This is a genomic window from Sulfurospirillum sp. MES, assembly GCF_000789415.1.
Taxonomy (GTDB): Bacteria; Campylobacterota; Campylobacteria; order Campylobacterales; family Sulfurospirillaceae; genus Sulfurospirillum; species Sulfurospirillum cavolei.
Window position 1 is genome coordinate 1 of the sequence record NZ_JSEC01000030.1, and the last position, 3543, is coordinate 3543.

At 47.4% G+C, this 3543-nt stretch carries 4 protein-coding genes; 1 reads left to right on the forward strand and 3 read right to left on the reverse strand.

The window, feature by feature from the left end:
* On the forward strand, nucleotides 1–522 hold a 522-nt coding region (locus OA34_RS13095), incomplete at its 5' end, for a nitrous oxide reductase accessory protein NosL (RefSeq protein ID WP_039676131.1).
* 3 nt (nucleotides 523–525) lie between these two features.
* On the opposite strand, the gene OA34_RS13100 is transcribed toward OA34_RS13095, so the two are convergent.
* Genes OA34_RS13100 through leuC form a run of 3 tightly spaced genes read right to left on the reverse strand, consistent with a single transcriptional unit; the run spans nucleotide 526 to nucleotide 3532 of the window.
* Nucleotides 526–1695, reverse strand: coding sequence for an EAL domain-containing protein (locus OA34_RS13100; protein ID WP_039676133.1), 1170 nt, complete (start codon nucleotides 1693–1695; stop codon nucleotides 526–528).
* Nucleotides 1692–2267 carry a molybdenum cofactor guanylyltransferase gene (gene mobA / locus OA34_RS13105; protein WP_039676135.1) on the reverse strand — a complete coding sequence of 192 codons (576 nt, stop codon included), beginning with the start codon at nucleotides 2265–2267 and terminating at the stop codon, nucleotides 1692–1694. The genes OA34_RS13100 and mobA overlap by 4 nt, the downstream gene beginning before the upstream one ends.
* A complete protein-coding gene (leuC, locus tag OA34_RS13110; RefSeq protein ID WP_039676137.1) occupies nucleotides 2267–3532 on the reverse strand; it encodes a 3-isopropylmalate dehydratase large subunit in 1266 nt (421 codons plus the stop codon). The genes mobA and leuC overlap by 1 nt, the downstream gene beginning before the upstream one ends.
* Nucleotides 3533–3543: the final 11 nt, after the last annotated feature.

The following is a 3543-nucleotide window of genomic DNA, read 5'->3' on the forward strand; positions in this document are numbered from 1 at the left end:
AACAACAAAGTATGCGGCGAACTCGATGAACAAAAACTGCAAGCCGTTTCTTTGTACGTGTGGGAGATTTTGCGTGAGGAGGCACACGGACATGCCCATAAAAATATGATACATGTCGAAAAAGATGAAAAATGTCCCGTATGCGGTATGTTTGTTTACAAATACCCGCGTTGGGCGGCGCGTATGAACTACGTCGATAACGGTAAAAACGTTAGCCATGCCTTTGACGGCGTGAAAGACATGCTCAAGTTTTACCACAACCCTTCTAAATGGGGGAACTATGCAAAACAACCCGATGATAAAGTCGCTTTATTGGTGACGGATTATTATACGCAAGAAGCGATTGACGGCAAAGCGGCTTTTTACGTCGTTGGAAGCGACATGTACGGTCCAATGGGCAGAGAATTTATTCCGTTTAAAGATGAAGCAAGCGCGCAAAGCTTTTTGAAAGATCATAAAGGAAAACGCGTTCTTCGCCTCAATGAAATCGACGAAGCACTTGTGTACGAGCAAGACAAATAGTTTTTACGCAATGTCGTGAGGTTGTTCGACGATAAAGCCTTGGAAAAGATCACAGCCGAGGTTTCGCGCAATCTCACGTGCGGCGCGCGAGTTGAGTTGTGAAGCGATTGTTTGGATGCCCTGCTTGCGGGCGAGATCGATCATGGCATTGCAGGTTGTTTGTGCGTTAGGATCAATCGCAAAATCACGGATAAGACGTCCGTGAAGCTTCACGTAATCCACACATCCTTGCGGAAAATAAGCAAGATATTCCGCACTTTTAACGTTATCTAAAATCAGCGTAAATCCCTCTTGTTTCAGCGTACTTAAGCTCTTTAGAAGCGATTCGCACGGCGTTTTTCCTTCACATTCAACTTCAAGCCATACGTTTTTCGGATCGACGCGGTGTCGTAAAAAAGCCAAACGCTCCGCATCGAGGAGATCTTCGTACGAGAGATTGAGTGCAATACGGTGATGCGCGGCTTGGGTCAATTGGCACGCTTTGTGGACGATACTGCGAAACAAAGCATCGTATAAACCGCGTTCGTGTGCGATTTTGAGGAAAAGTTTCGGCGACTGTAACGTTTGGCGATCACACAAGCGCAAAAGACCTTCGTAATAGCATGCCTGTTCTGAAAGATCGACGACGGCTTGGCAATGAAGCGTAATATTTTCGCGTTCGATCGCTTGTTTCATCATCGTTTCTACCGCTTCTTCGCTTTCGCTAAGGAGCGTATTGGCAAATTCAGAGTAGGTTACGAAAGGTTGATCTTCCGTTTTGGCAACGCGTAGTGCTTTTTGGGCTTTTTCCAGAGCGTTGAAATGATCGAAACTGATGCCGATAACGGTTTCGACGCGAATGGTCTGATCGTTATAATCGTAGTCGAGATTTTTAAGCGTATCGAGCAGTGCAAAGATGAGGTTTTCCATTTTTGAAAGTTCAAACGGAGCATTTTGCAAGAGTATAAATGTGTCGTCGACGAAGCGATAAAGCGTCATTTCGTACGATAGGGCAAAAGTTTGGAGCGTTTGGGCAAAACGACGCAAAATAAAATCGCCGCCTTCGTCGCCGTGCGCGATCGTAATAGCTTTAAAGCGTTTGATATCGACGAGAAACAGCTTCGGGCTCTTACATGTCATCATCGCTTCTGAAAAAACATCGAGCGAAGCGACGTCGGTTAACCGATCTTTCATAAGCGTCTCTTTGCCTCTTCGTATTCATCAGGATGATTGACGTTGAAAAAAAGTGCGTCGTCTTGAAAGGAAACGAAACGTGTACGGCTTTGTGCTAAAACCGAACGTATTTTGTGTTCGTTGTGCTCTAAAAGCGTTCGAATGACGGGAATGATTGAGGGCGAATAGATCGCGCACAATTGATGCGAAGACGAAGAGGACGTCGCAACGAGCGCATCGGTTTCGTCATTGAGGTTCGCATACAGCGTTTCAAAGACTTCGGGGGTGACAAAAGGCGTATCGACACTTAAAACGCACACGGGAATTTGGAAATATTCCAAAATCGATAAAAGTGCCACGAGCGGCGAATGCTCTTGGTACGAAGCGGTATCTTCGATAAAAGAAGCATCAAAGTTAAATTTTGCGCGGCTTTTGGCACTGACATGTAGGCTTTGAAAAAAAGGTTTTAAACGTTGCAGTTGAAATTGCGTGAGCGTTGCGCATCCTCCAAAAGGAAGCAACGCTTTGTCGCTTCCCATGCGAGAGCTTTTCCCGCCGGCAATAATGACTAAAGGCAGCGGGATAAAGACCATTAGAGCGTTCTTGGATCGGTAATTTTTCCCATAACGGCACTGGCGGCCGCTACGGCGGAGTTGGCAAGGTAAATCTCGCTGGTGCGCGCTCCCATGCGTCCTACGAAGTTACGATTGGTCGTTGCGACGCAACGTTCGCCTTCGCCTAAGATACCCATGTATCCTCCCAAACAAGCGCCACACGTTGGGTTACTAAACACCGCGCCCGCTTCGACGAAAATATCCACCAAACCTTCTTTTTGGGCTTGCAAAGAGATCTTTTGCGTTGCCGGCGTGATGATAAGACGTGTTTTTCGAGCAACTTTACGACCTTTTAAGATGCTTGCCGCGATGCGTAAGTCTTCCAATCGACCGTTGGTACAGCTGCCGATAAAAACTTGATCGATCGCTAGATCGTCTTTGACCGCTTCGTTAATGGACTTGCCGTTGGACGGCAAAAACGGATAGGCAATGACCGGATCGAGGTTTGCGACATCGATATGAAGGACGTGAACATACGTCGCATCGTCGTCGGAATAGAAAAATTTCGGCTCACGCGCAAGTTTTTTATCGCTTAAAAAGGCTTTGGTCGTCGCATCGACGGCAACGATACCGCTTTTGGCTCCCGCTTCAATCGCCATGTTACACAAAGAGAAACGATCGTCCATGGTGAGGTGTTGGATCGTATCGCCTGTAAATTCGAGCGTGCGGTACAAGGCACCGTCGACGCCGAGTCGGCGGATGACTTCCAAGATGAGGTCTTTGCCGTAGACGTGGCGTTTGGGTTTGCCGCTAAAGACGACCTTGATGGATTCGGGAACTTTAAACCAATTTTCGCCCGTAATCATCGCAAACGCGAGGTCGGTTGAGCCCATACCCGTCGCAAACGCGCCTAACGCGCCGTGCGTACAGGTGTGTGAGTCTGCGCCGATAATGACGTCGCCCGGAACGACCAGCCCTTTTTCGGGAAGTAGTGCATGTTCGATACCCATGTCTTTTTCGTCGAAGTAATGTTTGAGATCGTGTTTGTAGGCAAAATCGCGGCTGATTTTGGCTTGGTTGGCACTGGCAATATCTTTGGCGGGAATATAGTGATCCATAACGATACTAAACCCGTCCGGATTGGCAAGTTTGGTCGCGCCGCTCTCTTCAAACGCTTTAATGGAAATGGGCGTCGTGATGTCGTTGCCTATGACCATATCGATCTTGCATTTGATAATTTCTCCGGCATATACCGCGTGTCCGACGTGTTCGCTGAAAATTTTTTCGGTGATGGTTTGTCCCATGATAAAACCTT

Excerpts from the sequence above, each read along its gene's own strand:
- OA34_RS13100 (WP_039676133.1), bottom strand. The coding sequence starts at position 1,695 with ATGAAAGATCGGTTAACCGACGTCGCTTCGCTCGATGTTTTTTCAGAA.
- mobA (WP_039676135.1), bottom strand. The coding sequence starts at position 2,267 with ATGGTCTTTATCCCGCTGCCTTTAGTCATTATTGCCGGCGGGAAAAGC.
- leuC (WP_039676137.1), bottom strand. The coding sequence starts at position 3,532 with ATGGGACAAACCATCACCGAAAAAATTTTCAGCGAACACGTCGGACAC.